At 64.1% G+C, this 17,926-nt stretch carries 15 protein-coding genes; 13 read left to right on the forward strand and 2 right to left on the reverse strand.

Features of this window, described 5'->3' with window-relative positions; translation table 11 throughout:
• Positions 1-29: 29 nt before the first annotated feature.
• The gene (locus RMP10_RS20335; RefSeq protein WP_310571915.1) at positions 30-677 is read left to right on the forward strand and encodes a hypothetical protein; all 648 of its coding nucleotides are present in this window, start codon (positions 30-32) and stop codon (positions 675-677) included.
• Positions 678-679: 2 nt separating this feature from the next.
• Here RMP10_RS20335 and RMP10_RS20340 read toward each other — a convergent pair whose 3' ends face one another.
• Entirely contained in the window at positions 680-2,134 is a 1,455-nt protein-coding gene (locus RMP10_RS20340) for an esterase-like activity of phytase family protein (protein WP_310571916.1), read from the reverse strand.
• 444 nt (positions 2,135-2,578) lie between these two features.
• Here RMP10_RS20340 and RMP10_RS20345 point away from each other — a divergent pair, with 444 nt between their 5' ends.
• The 8 genes from RMP10_RS20345 (at position 2,579) to RMP10_RS20380 (ending at position 11,843) form a co-directional block, all read left to right on the forward strand.
• Positions 2,579-3,187 carry a biliverdin-producing heme oxygenase gene (locus tag RMP10_RS20345; RefSeq protein WP_310572017.1) on the forward strand — a complete coding sequence of 203 codons (609 nt, stop codon included), beginning with the start codon at positions 2,579-2,581 and terminating at the stop codon, positions 3,185-3,187.
• Positions 3,184-5,499 carry an ATP-binding protein gene (locus tag RMP10_RS20350; RefSeq protein ID WP_310571917.1) on the forward strand — a complete coding sequence of 772 codons (2,316 nt, stop codon included), beginning with the start codon at positions 3,184-3,186 and terminating at the stop codon, positions 5,497-5,499. Before RMP10_RS20345 ends, RMP10_RS20350 begins: the two co-directional genes overlap by 4 nt.
• Positions 5,496-7,457 carry a response regulator gene (locus tag RMP10_RS20355; protein WP_310571918.1) on the forward strand — a complete coding sequence of 654 codons (1,962 nt, stop codon included), beginning with the start codon at positions 5,496-5,498 and terminating at the stop codon, positions 7,455-7,457. Before RMP10_RS20350 ends, RMP10_RS20355 begins: the two co-directional genes overlap by 4 nt.
• Before the next feature lie 250 nt (positions 7,458-7,707).
• Positions 7,708-9,390, forward strand: coding sequence for a cbb3-type cytochrome c oxidase subunit I (locus RMP10_RS20360; protein ID WP_310571919.1), 1,683 nt, complete (start codon positions 7,708-7,710; stop codon positions 9,388-9,390).
• On the forward strand, positions 9,387-10,004 hold the full coding sequence (locus RMP10_RS20365; RefSeq protein WP_310571920.1) for a cbb3-type cytochrome c oxidase subunit II: 618 nt from the start codon (positions 9,387-9,389) through the stop codon (positions 10,002-10,004). Before RMP10_RS20360 ends, RMP10_RS20365 begins: the two co-directional genes overlap by 4 nt.
• Positions 10,001-10,582 carry a cytochrome c gene (locus tag RMP10_RS20370; RefSeq protein ID WP_310571921.1) on the forward strand — a complete coding sequence of 194 codons (582 nt, stop codon included), beginning with the start codon at positions 10,001-10,003 and terminating at the stop codon, positions 10,580-10,582. The genes RMP10_RS20365 and RMP10_RS20370 overlap by 4 nt, the downstream gene beginning before the upstream one ends.
• Complete coding sequence (locus tag RMP10_RS20375) at positions 10,579-11,232, forward strand: SCO family protein (RefSeq protein ID WP_310571922.1); 654 nt, start codon at positions 10,579-10,581, stop codon at positions 11,230-11,232. The genes RMP10_RS20370 and RMP10_RS20375 overlap by 4 nt, the downstream gene beginning before the upstream one ends.
• On the forward strand, positions 11,229-11,843 hold the full coding sequence (locus RMP10_RS20380) for a hypothetical protein (RefSeq protein WP_310571923.1): 615 nt from the start codon (positions 11,229-11,231) through the stop codon (positions 11,841-11,843). Before RMP10_RS20375 ends, RMP10_RS20380 begins: the two co-directional genes overlap by 4 nt.
• Here RMP10_RS20380 and RMP10_RS20385 read toward each other — a convergent pair.
• Entirely contained in the window at positions 11,817-12,176 is a 360-nt protein-coding gene (locus tag RMP10_RS20385; RefSeq protein WP_310571925.1) for a DoxX family protein, read from the reverse strand. The two genes, RMP10_RS20380 and RMP10_RS20385, sit on opposite strands and share 27 nt — an antisense overlap.
• A gap of 63 nt (positions 12,177-12,239) precedes the next feature.
• Here RMP10_RS20385 and RMP10_RS20390 point away from each other — a divergent pair, with 63 nt between their 5' ends.
• The 4 genes from RMP10_RS20390 to RMP10_RS20405 all read left to right on the forward strand — a co-directional run bounded on the left by RMP10_RS20390 (position 12,240) and on the right by RMP10_RS20405 (position 17,923).
• Entirely contained in the window at positions 12,240-12,611 is a 372-nt protein-coding gene (locus RMP10_RS20390; protein ID WP_309669193.1) for a DoxX family protein, read from the forward strand.
• Positions 12,611-13,363: a methyltransferase domain-containing protein gene (locus RMP10_RS20395; RefSeq protein WP_310571926.1), complete on the forward strand. Its 753-nt coding sequence runs from the start codon at positions 12,611-12,613 to the stop codon at positions 13,361-13,363. The genes RMP10_RS20390 and RMP10_RS20395 overlap by 1 nt, the downstream gene beginning before the upstream one ends.
• 125 nt (positions 13,364-13,488) lie before the next feature.
• Complete coding sequence (locus RMP10_RS20400) at positions 13,489-16,539, forward strand: TonB-dependent receptor (RefSeq protein WP_310571927.1); 3,051 nt, start codon at positions 13,489-13,491, stop codon at positions 16,537-16,539.
• Positions 16,540-16,558: 19 nt separating this feature from the next.
• Positions 16,559-17,923, forward strand: coding sequence for a RagB/SusD family nutrient uptake outer membrane protein (locus tag RMP10_RS20405; protein WP_310571928.1), 1,365 nt, complete (start codon positions 16,559-16,561; stop codon positions 17,921-17,923).
• Positions 17,924-17,926 lie beyond the last annotated feature (3 nt).

Here is a 17,926-nt window from a genome sequence, read left to right on the forward strand (position 1 = left end):
GCTCATTCTTTCACTCTTCCGTCTGCTTCATGCTCCGTTTTGCTCGCCTCCTCTCTCTCGCCGCGCCGCTCACGTTGGCGTTCACGCTTGCCCTGCGTCCACTGGCCGCGCAAACGGCACCGTCTCCCGTTCCATCTCCTTGGCGCATGGTGGCGCGCGTCGGTCTCGAGTACGGCGGCGAGAAAGTCGTGCAGTTCCGCTACGAAGATGGCACGACACCAACGGTGACTGCCGGTGGCGGCTTGTTGCTCACCGCCGGCGGCGTGTATCGCGCCTGGAGCGATGGCGGCCACGCCGTCGAATTGCAGGGACAAGGCGGAATCAAATGGCGCACCATTCCGGCCGCCACCAACCAGGATGCCAACTGGCTGCGCTTCCCGGTGGAGGGGCTCGTGTTCTATCGCGCGCCAGCCGGCGTTCGGCTAGGCGCCGGCGCGACGGTGCATCTGCGCAACGTGCTCAAGGCGAGCGGCGAGGTACTCGACAGTCGCCTTGAGTTTGCGAACGACGCGGGTCTGTTGGTGCAGGCGGAGTATGTGCGCGGCGACTTCGCGTTTGACCTGCGGGTGACGAGTCTCACCTATCGCACCGTCGACGCACCGACCAGTGAGGTGGGTGCGTCGAGCGTGGGTGTGGGCGCGAGTTGGTTCTTTCCGGGCACGCGCACCCCTCGCTGAGTTTACCCGCGAGCGGTACGCCGCCGCACCACCACGCCACCCAACAGGCCGAGTCCAATAGTCATCAGTACGACGGTGCTCGGCTCCGGGACTACGGTGGGCACGTAGCCGTTGATGTTGGCCTTGTAGGACTGCAGCACGCCGGGAAGCAGCGCATACTCGCCCGTCAAATTCGCTGCCGTGCTGTTGTTCGACGTCAGGAAGCACCCCGTCACCGCCCCGATGGGGCACTGGATCGACGACGCGTACGGATCGGTGTCGCTGAAGCGGAAGTACACGTCGAACTGCGTGCCGGCGCCATTCTGCGTCACGCTGTAGTCGTTGTCGGTGCCCATCAACAGCATGAACGAGCCGTCCGCCAGCATCGGTCCGACGGCGAATCCTTCCATCTTCTCGGGAACCTTGTTGCCGATTGCGGCGAGGGTGTTCGCATCGAGGTCGATCACCTTGCCACTCTTGGCTGCGGCGCTATAGCCGAGCGGCAGGGCGCCCGTGGTCGGCAAATTGATGTCAGTGACATCGGTCGCAGCTGACAGGTCGATCTCGAAGATGTTCTTGTCAGCAGAGGCCAAAGTGGCGCCTGGTCCGATGCCACGGTTGTTGCGCTCGAGCACGAGGAATCTGTCATCGCCAAGCGCCACGATAGAGGAAATGCCGCGTCCCTGCGTCGTTCCTGCGAGCTCGTACGCGTACTGGGCGACGGCTTCGCCGGTGGCGATCTCGTACTTCACGATGCGAGTGTACTTGCCGCGGCCCGCGGCGGTCCAGCCATCCGCGACCGTTCCGTTCTGCAGCATCGCGTACGCGTACTTGCCGTCGGGGCTGATGGCGAGTCCTTCGTAGCCGCGGTTGGGCTCACGGCCGGACGTCAGCGTAGGCGGCGTGCTGGCGTAGTCCGTGACGGCACCGACCTGTGGAACCAGATTGGCCGGTGCGGTGAAGCGGCGGAGCAAGTTGCCGTCGCGGTCGAACTCGAGCACCGACGGGCCATACTCATCGGACACGAGGAAGTTGCCAGTCTGCGGCACCACCACGAGGCCTTCCGGGTCGAACGAATCGCCGAGCGTACTGGTGTTCGGCGCCGTAGGGGCCAGTCCGTTCAGCGGCACGCCGGCCGACTTGAACAACACGGTCTGCTGCACCTGAAAGTTGCTGATGGCGCCGGTGGTGCCGTTGATATCGATGGTAAAACGCTGCATGCGGGTGTCATACGAAATGACGCCACCACCCGGGCCGCGATCGGACACCGCCCACCACTCGTTCCGATTGCGATCGTAGTACAGATCGGAGAAGAAGCCCAACCGGTTGAACGATGACGTGGACCCGGCAAGGTCTTGTGCGTTGCCCGGAATCGCGATGCCGTTCACGTAGGAGATGTTGCTGAGCGACTGCGCGCCAACAGGTGCAAACGCCGCGGCGAGCGCCACGGTGAGCGGGAGTGACCAACGAAAATGCATGACGATCTCGGAGTGGGCGGCTAGCGAGCGACTCAGCGTCGAGTCGCAGCGATCGCCATCAGAGTAGGTCGCCGCACTCACATGTGGAGGATGCCGCGGGGCCCCGGTCGTTGACCGCGACACAACCGTGACCGCCTAGTGACGCACCTGTGTTCGCCGCTGAGTCTTTGCGCATGAGTCTGGTCGACCACCACATGTATGGGTCACGTCTATCAGGCCGCGACCAGCGCGACGTATATTGCGAATCGAGGAAGTTGCTGCTCGACACGTCAGCAGGCCGTGTCGTCTCCGTCTTGGAGTTGCCGCAATACGCGCCGTCGTCGGCCTCGCCGTATTCCTCTCTCAGCTTCTCCGCCGGCGCGTTGGTTGTCGCGTTTGGCGCACCACGGAAGCGCGTGTGCCGAGCGTCCCATGGCTCCTGCAACTCCTCAAACGCCAGCGCGAATGCCGTCGGCGCGATCGCCGATTCTTCAGCGCCTCCGGGCGGAGACGGCGCTCCGGCATGCCGAGATGGAAGCCGCCCTTCCGCTGCACAATGGGCAACTGACCCGCGCAACGTACCAAGCGCTGTTGCTTCGCTTTTGGGGCTTTTACAAGCCGCTCGAACAGCGGTTGCACTTAAGCGCATTGTATGCCCAACCGAACTTTGACTACGGCGCGCGGCTGAAATCGCCCAAGCTGGAACACGATTTGCATGATCTCGGGATCACCTCGGACATGTTGTTACGCGCCCCGCAGTGTCGCGAGCTGCCAGTGGTCACGACACTACCCCAGCTGCTCGGCTGCTTGTACGTCATCGAAGGAGCAACGTTGGGCGGGCAGGTCATTACGCGCCAACTCCAGGCCAACGCCGGATTACTGCCCCACGCGGAGGCGCGGTTCTTCAACGGTTATGGCGCCGACACCGGACCACACTGGAAGGCCACTGGGGCGTTTCTCACCGAGCGCGCTGAGGCAGTCGATCAAGACGATGCGATCGTCGCTAGCGCGAACGACACGTTTTACGCACTTGGCCGCTGGGTCGCTGGCGCGTCATTCCCCGAAGGGCTATGAACTCGATACGCGATCACGCAGCGCCAACGCCACTTCCGTGGGCTGACGGTGCCTACAGCATCAAGCGTCACGGTGTCACGCTGACGAACTGCGATAGCGAGCCGGTGCAGACCCCGGGGTGCAGTCAGGCGCATGGCGTGGTGCTGGTGTTGCGAGTGAGCGATCTCACGATTCTCCAGGTAAGTGAGAACTCAGCGGCACACCTCGGCCTACCCCCGCACGAGTTGCTGGGTTGCTCGATTGCGCTGGTCGTCGCGGACGAGGGGGTGTGGCGCTTGCGCGCCTGCCTCGAGAAGGAGCCGATCGAGCGAAATCCCCTGTACGTGTTCACGCTGCCGGCGCGCGACGGTACCGCAGCGCTCGATCTCACGTTGCATACCATAGATGGGCTCGCCGTGCTGGAATGCGAGCCAGCCGCGCCTCACGAGACCTTGGCGCCGGACTACTATGCACTGGTCAAGAAGTCGGTGGCGCGATTGCAGGCCACGGACAATCTCGCCGATTTTTGTCGGAGCGTGTCGGACGAAGTGCGCACGCTCACCGGGCTCGATCGCGTGATGGTGTATCGCTTTCATCCCGACTTTCACGGCGAGGTGGTTGGCGAAAGCCGACGCGACGACCTGGATTCCTGGTTCGGGATGCACTATCCCGCTGAGGATATTCCTCGTCCCGCGCGCGAGATCTTCAAGAAGATCTGGGTGCGTCCGCTGCCGGACAACGGTGCGCCGGTCATGGAACTCATGCCGCTCGTCAATCCCGACACCGGTCGTGCTCTGACGATGACGCACTGCGCGCTGCGCGGCGCATCGGTGATGTATACGGAGTACCTGCAGAACATGGGTGTGGCCGCCTCGCTCACGTTGTCGTTGCTTGTCGACGGCGAGCTCTGGGGGCTGGTGGCGTGCCATCATCTCACGCCGACGCACTTTCCGTATCAGATGCGTGCGGCGTGCGAGTTCGTGGCGCAGGTGGCGTCGCTACAAGTCCGTGCGGTGGAGCAGCGCGAGTCGCTGGCGTATCGACTGCAATTGGAGGAGGCGCACAACCGGATGGTCGCCCAGGCGGCAAACGCATCTGGGCTGGCGTCGATGACGGTGAGTACACCCGGACTGCTCGATGCCATGAACGCTACGGGCGCAGCGATCTTCCACACCGAACGCTGGTGGTTGGTTGGTGACACGCCGACGGAGGCCCAACTCGCGGACCTGAAAGTGTGGCTCGAATCGCGTGCCGAGTATCAGTCGGCCACGCGACCGGTGTTCGCCACCGACTCGCTGGTGAGGGAATACCCGGCCGGCGCGGCATTCTCCGCGATCGCGAGTGGCGTGCTGGCGTTGCCGTTGGCGCGGAACAAGGGCAGCGCCGTACTCTGGTTTCGCCCGGAGACCATGCAGACGGTGCACTGGGGCGGCAATCCGAACGACAAGCCGTTGGTGACAGGGCCGCATGGCTCGCGTCTGACGCCGCGACGCTCGTTCGAACTCTTCACGGAGTCGGTGAAAGACCGTGCATTGCCATGGCTTCGTGTAGAAGTCGAGGCCGTGCTGCGGTTACGTGTGCTCATCATGGAACTCGTGGTGAGTCGCGCCGACTACCTGGCGGTGTTGAATGTCGACCTTACGCGCAGCAACGAAGAACTCGACGCCTTTGCCTACATCGCGAGCCATGACCTGAAGGAACCGCTGCGCGGAATCTCCCACTTTGCGCATACGCTGTTGGACAGTGCAGTGTCGGCAGATGTCGCGGCGCATGAACGCCTCGAAGGACTGTTGCGGCTGACGCAGCGCATGGATACGCTGCTCGATGCGTTGCTGCATTTTTCGCGGGTCGGGCGCGCTACGCTGCTCGTTGAGCCGGTCGACCTGAACGAGGTGGTGGAGGAAGCGTTGGAGATGGTCGCCGCGCGACGCCAGGAAGTACCCACCACCATCCGTATCCCGCGCACCTTGCCCACGGTACTCTGTGACCGGACACGGGTGCGCGAGGTATTCATGAATCTCCTCGCCAATGCGTTGAAGTACACCGATCGCGCATCCCGTGACATCGAGATCGGCTGGCGCGACGACCCGTCGGGCGTTCCCGCCTTTTATGTCCGCGACAATGGTATCGGTATCGAGCCGCGGCATTTCGATCTCATCTTCACGATGTTCAAGCGCCTGCACGGCCGTGAGTTGTACGGCGGTGGTTCGGGTGCAGGGCTCTCCATTGTGAAGAAGCTCGTCGAGCAGCATCGTGGGCGTGTGTGGCTGGAGTCGAACGTCGGCGAGGGGACCACCTTCTCGTTCACGCTCACCACACCCGCATCGTCATGACCAAGTCGCGTGAGCATACTGCCCCCTTTCACGTGCTGTGCATTGAGGATTCGCCGGAGGATCGGGCCAATACTCGACAGATGTTGCTGCTCGGGTCGTCGCGTCGCTACATCTTTACCGAAGTTGACACGGGCGCGTTGGCGTTGCGCATGTTGCGCGATATGCCGAAACCGCCTGACTGCATTCTGCTGGATTTCAAGCTGCCTGATATGGACGCGCTCGAAATCATCGCGGAGCTCCGCGGAGGCAAGTCCCTGCCGTCGTGTCCGGTGGTGGTGCTCACCGGCGTGGCGGAAAGCGGTCCGCAAGTTATCGTGGCCGGTGCGCAGGACTTTGTCGGCAAGAGCTGGGCGTCACCCGAGAGTCTGACACGCGCAATTGAAAGCGCGGTGCAGCGCTATGCCTTGGCACTCGAACGGGAGCGCGTGGCCGACGCCTTGTACGCCAGCGAGCAGGTGTTGCGGTTGTTCGTGCAGAACGCCCCGGCCGCTGTAGCGCAGTTCGATCGCGAGATGCGCTACCTCTGCGCCAGCGGTCGATGGCAGCAGGATTATGGGTTCACGGGCGACATCACCGGTCGTTCCCACTACGAACTTGTTCCTGATCTTTCGGACACCATGAAGGCGGTGTACCGGCGCGTGCTGGACGGCGAGACGATGTCCTCCGACGGCGACCGGTCGGCACGCGCCGATGGGAGCGTGCGATGGGAAAAGTGGGAAGCACTTCCGTGGCGAGATGCCACGGGTGGGATCGGCGGCATTCTGATGTCGTCGGAAGACATCACCGAGCGGGTGCAAGCCGAGGAAGAGCTGCGACGTCTGGCCGCCGAACTCTCGGACGCGGCGCGTCGCAAGGACGAGTTCCTGGCCACCTTGGCGCATGAGCTCCGGAATCCGCTGGCCCCGATCCGGAGCGGATTGCACGTGTTGCAGCTCACGAGCGGCGTCGGGTCGGCCGCCGACGAGGCGCGGATGATGCTGGAGCGACAGATCGCGCAGATGGTGCATCTCGTAGATGACTTGCTCGACGTGAGCCGCATTAGTGGCGGGAAGCTCCAGCTTCGCAAGGAGCGGATCGAGCTTGCTGGCGCGCTACACAGCGCCATCGAGATCAGCCGTCCGCTAATCGATGCCGGTGGTCACGTGCTCACCGTCGTGGTGCCGTCGCAGCCGATCTTCGTCGATGCCGACATGATGCGGCTCGGACAAGTGTTCGCCAACTTGCTCAGCAATGCGGCCAAGTTCAGCGATCAGAGCGGGAGCATTCATCTGTCCGTCGCGTTTCAGGGCGGCAATGTACTGGTGAGCGTCAAGGATTCCGGCATCGGTATCACGCCCGACATGTTGGGCGGTGTGTTTCGGATGTTCTCGCAGATCGATCAATCGTTGGAGAAGTCACAAGGAGGCCTTGGCATTGGCCTCTCGCTGGTGAAACAGCTGGTCGAGCTGCACGGCGGAAGCGTCGAGGCGCGCAGCGCCGGCGCCGGTCAGGGCAGTGAGTTCGTGGTGACATTGCCGATGGTCGCGGCAGTTACGCGCGTAGTACCGCCACTCCTCGTTGACGACCTGCTGCCCATCGTCTCGGTGCCGCGCCGAATCCTGGTGGCCGACGACAATGAGGATGCGGCGGATAGTCTCGCCATGCTCCTCACGTTCCTCGGTCACAACGTGCGAACGGTCGGCGACGGACTGGCGGCGGTAGCGATGGCAAATGCGTTTCGGCCCGAGGTGATCCTGCTCGACATCGGCATGCCGATGCTGAATGGACACGATGCGTGTCGTCGCATCCGGGCCGAACCGTGGAGTAGCGCCGTGCTCCTCATCGCGCTGACTGGCTGGGGACAGGAGGATGTTCGGAATCGATCGGTGGAGGCAGGGTTCAATCACCATATCGTGAAACCGGTCAGCCTGGCCACGCTCACGCGGCTGCTGGCCGAGATGCCGGCGGCGCTCGCATAAGTCGTGGAATCGGTCGCATCAGGCGGATCTACGCAAACGTCGGTAGCGATGCCATTCGCGTGCCTCACCGTATCCGGACCGCGTTGAAGTTGGCGGTAATCGTTCAGGGGACTTCAGGATCGTCAAGAGCCGTGCAGCCGACCTGATCGGCGTGCCGTTGGAACACATCTGCGGCGCACGATTTAGTCTCTGGAGGGCGCACGCGTCACGCGCCAACCCACGATGACTATCTCCTGATTCTCTCGCACCCATGTCGTTCACGATTGGCTTGCTGGTAGTGACGTTTTTTGCGTCACTCGGCGGACTCGGGCTCTTCATCTGGTCGATGTCGAACGGACTGTTCGGTCCGGAATCGGCAGCGAGTCGGGTGATCTTTGGCGCCAAAGAAATCGGCTTGGCGGAGGAGCCCGCGGCGGCGAGCGTCGCCGGACAGAATGCGCTGCAGGAAACGATGAATCGGACGGGCCACACCGGTGAGTTCTCGGTCCTCACCGTGGAAGAAGCCAACGAACGTCTCATCCAGGACGCATCGGGCCGATGGCCGGTGCTGTTGTGCATCGGATTTGCCGTGGCGTGGTTGGTCATCGCCTCCACGTTCGGGCTGGTCGCGTCGATCAAGCTGCACGTTCCGGACTGGCTCACGGGGCAGGCCTGGCTGTCGTTCGGTCGCATCCGACCGGCGCACCTCAACAGTGTGGCCTACGGCTGGTGCAGCATGGCGGCGTTCGGCGTCGCGCTCTGGCTCATGCCGCGCTTGCTGCGTACGCCGCTGGTGGGCGCAAAAACCGCCGCGGCCGGCGCGGTGCTATGGGGCGTCGGCGTCAGCTCCGGCATCATCGCCGTCCTGGCCGGCCGGAGCACCGGTCTCGAGTGGCTGGAGTTTCCCTGGCAGTGCGACGTGCCGATGGTGATTGGCGGAACCATGATGGGGGTCGCGCTGCTGCGCACGTTGCGCAACCGCACGGTCGAACACTTGTACGTGTCGGTGTGGTACATCGCGGCCGGTCTGATATGGCTGCCCATTCTCATTACCGTGGCGAACTGGCCGGGCATCCACCACGGCGTCAGTCAAGCGGCCATGAACTGGTGGTATGGACACAACGTGCTTGGGCTTTGGTTCACGCCCATCGGCCTGGCGGCGATCTACTACTTCATTCCGAAAGTACTCGGCAAGCCGATCCATTCGTACAACCTGTCGCTCGTCGGCTTCTGGACGCTCGCCTTCTTTTATAGCCAAGTGGGCGGACATCATCTCATCGGTGGTCCTGTGCCCGGCTGGATCATTTCGCTGTCGATCGTGCAGAGCGTCATGATGATTGTGCCGGTCACCGCCGTGGCGATCAACCAGCATCGCACCTCGTGGGGACACCTTGGGGCGCTTCGCAACTCGCCCACGCTCCGTTTTACCGTGCTGGGCGGCATGATGTACACGCTGGCATCGGTGCAAGGGTCGATCGAATCGCTACGCGTCGTGAATACGGTCACCCACTTCACGCACTACACCGTTGCGCACGCGCATCTCGGTCTCTACGGCTTCTTCAGCATGGTCATGTTCGGCTCGATCTACTTCATGCTGCCGCGCGTGCTCGACTGGGAATGGCCGTCGCATAAACTGATCAGTCTGCACTTCTGGCTCGTCATGGTTGGCTTTGCTATCTACTTCATCGGACTCTCCATCGGCGGATGGTTGCAGGGGCTCGCCATGCTCGACGCCTCAAAGCCTTTCATCGAGAGCGTCGTCATCACCAAGCCATACCTGCTGGTGCGAACCCTCGGCGGTTCGCTCATGACCCTCGGACATCTCGTGTTTGCCCTGCATGTGGGCCTCATGCTCACGCGCCGTGGCGCGGTGAAACGCGGACCCACGCTGCTGCGCACAACGAGCTACACGCCGGGTAGCGCCGGCCTCGCGTTGGGCGGGAGCGGCGCATGAGTCGGGAAGCGCAGGTCGATCTCACCCGGCTCATTACGGGCGCATTGGCGATCGTGACGTTCTCGATCGTCGCGCTCGTGGTCATGCCGTACTTCCTCACGCGCCAAACCGCGCAGCCCGTGAAGCCGGCCCCGTATACCACGGCGCAGCAGGCCGGTCGGGCGGTGTATATCGCCAACGGCTGTATCTACTGTCACTCGCAGCAGCCGCGCGATCCGAGCATCGCGCCCGACCAGCAACGGGGATGGGGGCGGCCCTCGGTGCCGGCCGACTACGTGCACGATCAGCCGCACTTGCTGGGCACCATGCGCACCGGCCCCGACTTGTTCAACATCGCGGTACGGCAGCCCAGTCGTGACTGGCATCTCGGTCATCTGTATCAGCCGCGGGCGTACATGGCGCAGTCAATCATGCCGGCCTATCCGTTCTTCTTTGAGGAGCTGACGGGACCCGCGCAAGCGGGCGAGGTGGTGGTGACGCTGCCGCCGGGAGCGGCGCCTGTCGGGGTGCGCGTGGTGGCTAGGCCTGAGGCGATTGCGCTGGTAGACTACCTACTATCGTTGGACCACACGTATCCCGTTCGCACCGGGCGCAACGCCGGAGCAGCGCGATGACGCCGGAAACGCGGGCGCCGCGGGATCGAGAACACGACGAGCCGGAAGAACAGATCCGTCCGTTGCCACGCGTGTTGCTGGCGCTGGCACTCAGCGGTGGACTGTGGGGCGGCTGGTATCTCGCACGCAGCGAGTCGGACGTCTCCCCCACGCTCGGCGATCGGCGTTCGGCTGCGGCGTTCGCCGCCCCACCAGCCAACGCGGCGGTTAGTGGTGCGCAGGTGTATACGGGGAAATGTGCGGGGTGTCATCAAGCCAGCGGCCTTGGCTTGCCCGGTGTGTTTCCGCCACTGGCGAAGTCGCCGTGGGTGTCGGGATCGGAGCAACGGCTGTTGGCGATTCTGCTGCATGGTATTCAAGGTCCGATCGAAGTGTTGGGAACGACCTATAACGGCATGATGCCGGCGTGGAGTACGCTCAGCGACGCCGAGCTCGCGGCGGTGTCCACGTATGTGCGGAATGCGTTCGGCAATACGGGCAGCGCGATCACCGTCGGCGACGTGGTCGCGGCACGCGCCGCCACCGCCGCACGTACATCACCGTGGGCTGGTGGCGAGGAGCTGGAGCGCGTTCCGTGAGTGCCTGGCGCGGCATGGCCGGCGCCGCTATGTCGTTGACCGCCGTGGTGACGTTGCTGGGTGGCGCCACGCACGGCTTTCGGGTGTGGACCACCGACGCGGCGCGTGCGGCGGCGGTGGCGACGCATCCGATTTCTGTGCCGTCCGTGTCGCTGGTAGACGAACACCGTGCGCTGCAGTCGATCGCGACAACGCGTCGCGCCACGATCGTGGACTTCGTGTACACGCGCTGTATCACGCTGTGCGGCACGCTCGGCGCCACGTTTCAACAGCTGCAGGCGGCCATCGTGCGTCGCGGCGTGGCCGACCGCGTGCGGCTACTCACGATCTCGTTCGATCCGGTGTGGGATACGCCAGAACGGTTGCGCTACTACGCGATCGCGATGCATCCCGACCCGGCCGCCTGGACCATCGCGACGTTCTCGAATACACACGAGGTTGCGGGCGTACTACGCACCTTCGGGATTCGCGTCATATCCGATGGTGCCGGCGGCTTCGTGCACAATGCGGCCCTGCATGTGGTGAATCCGGCGGGACAACTGGTCGCCATTGTGCCGATCGACGCGCGCGAGGACGCCATCGATGCGGCGCTCGCCGCCGCGCCGGTGACGCGAGCATTGTTGCCGTCGCGGCGCGTGGGCGCCCGATGAGCGATCGCCGGCTGTTGGTGAGCATGGCCCTCGTGGCGGGCTGCCTCGTGGCACGCGATACGCTCGAGCGCACCATGTGGTTGCAGATGCTCGTCCAGATTCCGCTGTTGATCTCGGCCGGCGTGATCGCGAGTGGCGTGATCGCGTCGCGCACGACTTCGTCGGAGCTACTGTGGCGCCGCTGGAACCGCCACGGCATGAGTGGCCTCGTCCTGGCCGCTGGTGGGGTCGCCTTCTGGATGATTCCGCGGTGGCTCGACGCCGCCGTGGAGCACCCGGGCGTGGACGTCGCGAAGGCGCTGTCGCTGTGGGCCGTCGGTATCGTGGGCGCACTGTCCTGGCGAGCCGCCGGCGCGATCGTACAGCTTTTCGTGCTCGGCAACATGGCGTGGATGACCGCCACAGTGGGTCTGCTGTTGCTTGATGCGCCAACGCGCCTGTGTGTGACCTACGGCGCCTCCGATCAACGCCTCGCGGGATACGGACTGCTCGTGGTCACACTGGCCGTCGTGGTGAAGGCACTGCTGCGGGCAAGCGTGGCGTTGCCGTTGGCGGTACCGCTGGCGGTCGGTCCCGATACGCCGCTATCGGCTCACCTGGACACCCTGTAGCGCCGCGATACACAGGAACAGGTTGATCACCATGAGCACGGCGGCCGGGATGGCCTCGATAACGGGATCCCGCACCCGCACACGGGTGATCACACCCAGCGCCATCAGTAAGGCCAATCCGCCGGCGGAGGGAAAGACCAACGCCGGAATGACGAGGCTGCTCAGCAAGCCGAGCGCGCCAAGGACTTCGAGCAGACCAACCAGTCGGCGGAACCGGGACAGGTTGTAGCGTGCGAATTCGTCGATCATGGCGCCCATGAACAGGCAGCTGAAGCCGTAGCCCAGAAAGAGCGTCACGGATAGCGCAAAGGAAATCTGAACTGCGAGCGTCATGAAACCGTTGTTAATTCAAGAATGCGTTGGCGCGTGCTTTACACGTAGACACAGGAGCGACTCATGACGTCATCGCCGATTCTGGTGATTCTGCAGCTGGTGGTAGGCCTGGGCCTGCTGAACGTCTGGATGATTCGCCGCAGTGGCCCGACTGGCTATCGCGGCGGACACGCGCAAACACTGCGTGGGGAGTTCGAGGCGTATGGGTTGCCGGACTGGATGTTCCTTGTGGTCGGGGGTCTCAAGGTCGTGGCCGGACTGGCGTTGATCGCGGGCATCTGGGTGCCGGTGATCGTGCGCCCGGCGGCCTTGGTGGTCGCCGCACTGATGGTCGGCGCGATCGCGATGCACGTAAAGGTGAAAGATCCCGTACAGCGCTCGCTCCCAGCCCTCGCGGTGCTCGTGATGTGCCTCTGGATCGCGACGCAGCGCTGATGAGCACCAGCGAGTCAACGTCCGCGGCCGGTGACTTCGTTCCGGCTCCGCCCGCGTCACCTCTGCTCGACGCGCGCCTGCGGGACAGCTGGGACGCAAACGCCACCGCGTGGACACTCGCGGTGCGCGAGCAGCGCATTCCCAGTCGTCGCGCCGGTACCGACGCCGCGATCGTGGCGGGGATCGAGTCGGCATGTGCCGAGCGTGCCCCCGTTCGTGTATTAGACGTGGGCTGTGGCGAAGGATGGCTCGCGCGGGCCATCGCCAACCCGTCGCGAGACGTGCTCGGCATCGATGGCAGCGCGGGACTGATCGAACAGGCCCGCGCGTTACCCGCGGCCGGCGTTCGGTTCGACACGGTCAGCTACGAGCAGCTGATCGCCGATGCCGGGGCGACCGCCGGTCCGTGGGATGTGATCGTGTGCAATTTCGCCTTGCTGGGTGACCCACTCAGCCCGTTGCTCGGTGCACTGGCCCAGCGGTTGTCGCCCGACGGGTGTCTGCTCATTCAGACCGTCCATCCTTGGACCGCCATGGGCGACGGCCCCTACACGTGCGGTTGGCGCGAAGAGCAGTTCCACGGTTTTGGCGTGACGTTTCCCGACGCCATGCCGTGGTACTTCCGCACGCTGGCCTCGTGGCGCCACGAGATTGACGAGGCGGGGCTGCTGATTCGCGACCTGGACGAACCGTTGCACCCCGAGACGCGCCGTCCGCTCTCATTGCTATTGCGCTGCGACCGCCGGCGTTAAGACTCTCGGTCCTGTCTGGCTCCGTTCGGTTGTCCTCGCTATATGTCACGCATTCCACCAACGCGCAGGACCGTGGCCGACAGGTAGGTCGGCCCGTGACGGACACGTAGAATCGGAGCCAACGGATGATTTTTCGACAGGTGCGGCGCAGCGCGATAGCACTCGCGCTGGCGCTGTTCGCGCCGCCGGCCATACTGGCGGCACAAGCAGGAGCAGCAGCAGGAACGGGCATCGTGCGCGGCAAGGTGACCGACGCGGCGAACGGTCGGGGGTTGGCCGAGGCGCAGGTCACGGTCAGCGGCACCCGTGTCGGGGTCACCAGTAGCACCACGGGCGAGTACGTGCTCGTCGGCGTTCCCGCCGGTCCGCGGGTGATCAGCGTGCGGCGCATCGGCTACTCACCGACAACCTTGCCGGTTACGGTCACGGCGGGTGCAACAGCGACTCTGGATTTCACGCTACGCGTGAGTGCCGTCAATCTGAGCGAAGTGATTGTGACCGGTTCGGCAGCGCCCACCGAGAAGCGCAAAGTGGGCACCAGCATTGCATCGGTCGACTCGACGATCATCAGCCGCGCGCAGTCGGTCACGCTCGATCAGGCGCTGCAGGGCAAGGTGGCCGGCGCCCAGATCTCGCAGAACTCCGGCGGTCCCGGCGGCGGCGGCATGTCGGTACGCCTGCGCGGCACCAACTCGTTCATCTCGGGCTCCGATCCGCTGTACATCATTGACGGCGTGATCATCGACAACGGGTCGGCGCAGCTGACCGATCTCGGTGGTCGCTCCAATCCGCAGAATCGCCTGGCCGACCTCAACCCGGCCGATGTGGAGCGCATCGAAATCATTCGCGGCGCTGCCGCCGCGGCGCTGTACGGCTCGCGTGCGAACAACGGCGTGGTGCAGATCTTCACCAAGCGCGGCAGCATCGGCAAGCCGCGCTTTTCGCTCTCGAGCCGCTACTCGTCGAACGAACTGCGCGAACAGCAGCCGTTCAACCTGTATCCCTTCGACGCCAACGGACTGCCGGTCAAGCGCTTCAACTATCAGGACGACATCTTCAAGCGCGCCACGGGTACTGAACAGAATCTGACCGTTGAAGGTGGCAGTGAGCAGACGCGCTACTTCCTCAGCGCGAACGCATCGGCCGAAGACGGTATTCTGAAGAGCACGTCGTCGCGCCGGCAGGGCGCGCGCATCAACCTGCAGCAGACGCTCAATCCCAAGCTGGTGGCGAACGTGACGGCCAACTACGTCACCACGCAGAACCAGTTTCAGGCGTTCGGTGAGCAGAACGACTACGGCATCATGGGCTCACTCTTCTTCGCGCCCACGAACGTCGACTTCCGCCCGGTGAATGGCATCTATCCGCTGCCGCCGGCCCTCGGCACGAATCCGCTGCTCGCCATCGACCGCATCAAGAACCCGCAAACGGTCGACCGGTTCATCGGCTCGAGCAAGCTGACGTGGACGCCGGTCCCTCAGCTCGTGCTCGACTACACGATCGGCGTCGACAACACGTCGTTCGAGCAGCGGCAGTTCATTCCGCGCAACGCCGTACTGGGCACGACTCCGCTCGCCACCGGACGCTCGCAGTCGGTGTTTCAAGGCAACCGTATCGTGAACCAGGACGGCATCGGGACGTACTCCTGGAAGCCGATGGGCGCGTTCGAAATGCGTACCACGGGTGGGTTCAACTACACGAGTCAGAAGGTGCGCACCACGAACGCCGTCGCGAACGGACTTGCGCCGGTGGGCGAACTGGTGGGTGCGGGCTCGGTGTTCAGCGCCGGACAAACGGAAGTCGAACTGCGCACGCTGGGCTTCTTCGGGCAGCAGGAAGTCGCCATCAAGGACCGCCTGTTCCTGAGTGGTGCGGTGCGCTACGACGCGTCGAGCACGTTCGCCCCGTCGGAGCGCTGGCAGGCGTTCCCCAAGCTGTCGGCCTCGTTCGTGGTGCTCAACAACCGCGACGGACTGGTGAACAATCTGCGCCTGCGCAGTGCGCTCGGTTGGGCGGGCAGTCAGCCGGGCATCGTGAACGCCTACTCGCAGTTCATCTCATACGCACAACTTCCGTTTGCCGGCCGCCCGGGCTTCGTAAATGACGTGACGTTCGGCAACCCGACGCTGCGCAACGAACGGGCGCGCGAGTGGGAAGTGGGCACCGAGGCCGGACTGCTGAATGGCAAGCTGTCGGTCGATGCCACGTACTACAATCGCGTCGTGTCGGACCTGCTCTTCTTCCGTCCGCTCGCCACGAGCACCGGTTTCTCGCGCCAGTTCTTCCCGATCGGCAGCATGTCGAACAAGGGCGTCGAGCTCATGGTCAAGTCGACCAACGTGGACAAGACCAACTTCAAGTGGTCCACCACGGCGACCTACTCGACCAACAAGAACATGGTCGAGAAGCTGGACATTCTCGACTTTCAGTCGGCCGGCGGCTACCCCAATCGCATTCGCGCCGGCGAGCCGGCCGGTGTGTTCTACGGTTCGTACGCGGCACGCAACTGCGTGACCGGCGCGCTGCTGCTCGACTCGCTTGGTCGCTACCGCCGCAGTAACCAGGCGGTGGACATGGGCGCCACATTGGCCCAGCGCCAGGCCATCAGCCAGGGTACGTGCAACGACTCGCTGAACAAGGTGATCGGCGACCCGAATCCTTCGTGGCTCGGCTCCCTGCTCAACGAATTCACGCTGGGGAAGAAGCTGCGATTCCGCATGTTGTTGGACGGTGTATTCGGCAACGACGTCATGAATCTTTCCACGCGCGCACAGAACGCCGGCGTGGCCAGCAACTCCCAGACCTTCGAGCGCGAACTGCTTCCGTATGGCGACCCGCGTAAGGTGTCTCCGGGCTTCAATGCGCGTACGCAGGGCGTCTTTCAATACTGGGTCGAGGACGGATCATTCGTGAAGCTGCGTGAGCTCTCGGCCACGTACACGCTCGATGTGCCGGTTGCCCGTCGGCTCTTTAAAGATGGCATCGACGTGACCGTTTCCGGCCGCAATCTCGCCGTGTGGACCAAGTACAGTGGCTACGATCCCGAGATCAACCTCTTCGGCACCAACGCCGGCGGTCTCGGCGCAGGGCAAACCACGGCCGCTGACCGTGGTTTCGACTTCGGTGGCTATCCCATTCCGCGCGTGTGGTCCGTCAGTGCGCGATTCTCTTACTGACCCGCGGAGAACATTACTCATGCGTATGATCAAACACAGTGCGGTGCTGCTCGCCGCCATGTCTCTCGGGGCGTGCAATCTTGATTTGCAGAACCCCAACTCGCCCACAGAGTCGCAGGTCATCACCAATGTTGATGGGGTGATCGGACTCGCCACGGGACTGCAGTCGCGCTTCGCGACCTCGTACGGCAACTACGCCTACACGGCGGGCTTGGTGACTGACGAATTCGCGGCAACGAGTGCGGCGCTGATTTCCATCAGCGACGCCGAGCAGGGCGCGGTTCCCCCTGGAACCGGCATCGCCGATGCCGTTTTCAACTCCGTGTATCGAACCGTGCGCACGGCTGATGAATTGCTCGCCGGCGCCGATGCGCTGGCGGCCGGGATCGACCCGGGCACACGCAGCGGTCTCAAGGCGCTGGCGTGGACGCTCAAGGCCGAGGCGCTCGGGGAGGCGCTCCAATCGTATCAGAAGATCCCGCTGCAGAGCTTCGGCGTGGCCGCACCAACCTACGAAAGCCGTACGGCGGGATTGGTGGTCGTGCGAGCGTTGCTCGACTCGGCGGCTGCGACGGTAGCGGCGACTCCACCCAGCCCGTTCTTCAACAACAGCATCCTGACGCCGGGCGTCAGCTTGCCGAACGTGATCCAGCTGTACCGGGCCCGCTATGCGCGCATGGCGAACGATCAGGCCACGGCGTTGGCCGCCTCCAATCTCGTGGCGCGCACGGGAACGGCCGCGTTGTCGGTGCTCACCTTTCCGGCACCAACGGTCAATCCCTATGCGAACGTGACGGGCGGCGTGAACGGGATCGCGGTGCGTCGATCATTCCGCACGTCGATGCTGCCGCAGGATCAGCGATTCGCGTATTTCGTGACGCCGTCCACCACGCTCACGGGTCGCGTGGGCGCACAACTGGATCCGTTCAGCCGCTGGGCGAATCCGCAGGCGCCGCTGCCGATGTACATGCCCGACGAGGCGTTACTCATCAAGGCCGAAGCGCTCGCCGTGCAGGGTAATCTCGTGGCGGCGCAGGCCGTGCTCGATTCCGTGCGCACCGATTGTCCGGGTGGTCGCGGACTGGACGACCCCAAGGCATGCCTCCCGGCGCTCACGTCGGCGCTCACGCAACCCGAGCTGCTCACCGAGATCTACACGCAGCGCCGCTACGAGCTGCTGGGCACGGGACAGCGGTGGGAAGACTCGCGGCGTCGCGGCGCCATTCGTGGGCCGACGGCGGCGCCGGCGGTTCCTGTACAGGGACAGCGGTGCTGGCTGCCCTATGCCTTCGGCGACCGTAATGCCAACCCGAACGCCACCTTCGCGGCGCTTCCCGATCCCACTGAGCCGAGCACGTTCCCGGCCAGCTGTCAGGTCCAGTGAGAA

Source organism: Gemmatimonas sp. (assembly GCF_031426495.1).
In the GTDB taxonomy this organism is placed as follows: domain Bacteria; phylum Gemmatimonadota; class Gemmatimonadetes; order Gemmatimonadales; family Gemmatimonadaceae; genus Gemmatimonas.

What these genes read in the sequence shown, in the direction of transcription:
- RMP10_RS20400 (WP_310571927.1), top strand. Translation starts at nt 13,489, where the DNA reads ATGATTTTTCGACAGGTGCGGCGCAGCGCGATAGCACTCGCGCTGGCG.
- RMP10_RS20360 (WP_310571919.1), top strand. Translation starts at nt 7,708, where the DNA reads ATGTCGTTCACGATTGGCTTGCTGGTAGTGACGTTTTTTGCGTCACTC.
- RMP10_RS20395 (WP_310571926.1), top strand. Translation starts at nt 12,611, where the DNA reads ATGAGCACCAGCGAGTCAACGTCCGCGGCCGGTGACTTCGTTCCGGCT.
- RMP10_RS20390 (WP_309669193.1), top strand. Translation starts at nt 12,240, where the DNA reads ATGACGTCATCGCCGATTCTGGTGATTCTGCAGCTGGTGGTAGGCCTG.
- RMP10_RS20335 (WP_310571915.1), top strand. Translation starts at nt 30, where the DNA reads ATGCTCCGTTTTGCTCGCCTCCTCTCTCTCGCCGCGCCGCTCACGTTG.
- RMP10_RS20355 (WP_310571918.1), top strand. Translation starts at nt 5,496, where the DNA reads ATGACCAAGTCGCGTGAGCATACTGCCCCCTTTCACGTGCTGTGCATT.
- RMP10_RS20340 (WP_310571916.1), bottom strand. Translation starts at nt 2,134, where the DNA reads ATGCATTTTCGTTGGTCACTCCCGCTCACCGTGGCGCTCGCCGCGGCG.
- RMP10_RS20350 (WP_310571917.1), top strand. Translation starts at nt 3,184, where the DNA reads ATGAACTCGATACGCGATCACGCAGCGCCAACGCCACTTCCGTGGGCT.
- RMP10_RS20385 (WP_310571925.1), bottom strand. Translation starts at nt 12,176, where the DNA reads ATGACGCTCGCAGTTCAGATTTCCTTTGCGCTATCCGTGACGCTCTTT.
- RMP10_RS20345 (WP_310572017.1), top strand. Translation starts at nt 2,579, where the DNA reads ATGCCGTCGGCGCGATCGCCGATTCTTCAGCGCCTCCGGGCGGAGACG.
- RMP10_RS20380 (WP_310571923.1), top strand. Translation starts at nt 11,229, where the DNA reads ATGAGCGATCGCCGGCTGTTGGTGAGCATGGCCCTCGTGGCGGGCTGC.
- RMP10_RS20405 (WP_310571928.1), top strand. Translation starts at nt 16,559, where the DNA reads ATGCGTATGATCAAACACAGTGCGGTGCTGCTCGCCGCCATGTCTCTC.
- RMP10_RS20365 (WP_310571920.1), top strand. Translation starts at nt 9,387, where the DNA reads ATGAGTCGGGAAGCGCAGGTCGATCTCACCCGGCTCATTACGGGCGCA.
- RMP10_RS20370 (WP_310571921.1), top strand. Translation starts at nt 10,001, where the DNA reads ATGACGCCGGAAACGCGGGCGCCGCGGGATCGAGAACACGACGAGCCG.